The organism is Psychrobacillus sp. FJAT-21963, from assembly GCF_001420585.1.
In the GTDB taxonomy this organism is placed as follows: domain Bacteria; phylum Bacillota; class Bacilli; order Bacillales_A; family Planococcaceae; genus Psychrobacillus.
Map to the genome: position 1 here is coordinate 1 of NZ_LJIY01000021.1, position 914 is coordinate 914.

Annotated in this window: 1 pseudogene; it reads left to right on the forward strand. The window is 50.7% G+C overall.

Going from position 1 to position 914, the window contains the following annotated elements:
- Positions 1-914: pseudogene (locus tag AN959_RS20085) on the forward strand (urocanate hydratase); the annotation flags it as partial.

A 914-nucleotide genomic window follows, 5' to 3' on the forward strand; every position in this document is an offset into this window, starting at 1 on the left:
GGGGGTGTTGCCATCCTTTGTGACTCGAACATCGAAATCATTCAACGTCGTATCGACAAAGGCTTCATCGATGAGGTTGCTGGATCGCTGGACGAGGCGATTGCGAAGGCGAAGGAATATGCGGCTGCTGGGAAACCGCTTGGCATCGCAGTCGTAGGAAATGCGGCTGATATTTTTGAGGAAGTGCTTGAAAAAGGATGGCTACCAGACATATCTACTTCCATGACCCCAGGGCATGACCCAATCTCTTACTTGCCAGCTGGTTATACCGTGGAAGAAGCGGAAGAGTTACGTGATTCCAACCGTGAACTTTACCTGGAAAAAGCACGTGAGACAATGGTCCGTGAATTGAAGGCGCTTATCAAATTCATGGATTTGGGTGTCCATTCATTCGAATACGGAACAAGCCACCGCAAAGAATGCATCGATGCTGGAATGGACGAAAAAGAGGCGAAGCGACTACCGGGCTTCGTGGCAGAATATATCCGCCCGCTGTTCTGTGAGGGACGAGGACCATTCCGATGGGTTTGCCTATCGGGTGAGGCAGAGGACTTACGCAAGATTGACGACATGATCCTCGAGAAATTCAGTGACGACCACCTGGTGACACGTTGGATCAAGCTCGCGAAGAAACATATCCCGATCGAAGCGCTACCTGCGCGTATTTGTTACATGGGCTTCGGTCAACGCAAGGCCTTCGCATTAGAAGTGAACGACATGATCCGTCGCGGAGAACTTGCAGGACCTGTGGCATTCTCCCGTGACAACCTGGATTCTGGTTCGATCGTGAACCCGACATTCGAATCAGAAAACATGAAAGACGGCAGTGACCTGATCTCTGACTGGCCGATGTTGAACGGACTTTTAAACGCAGTAGGCATGTGTGACCTCATCGCGATCCAAGCGAACTATTC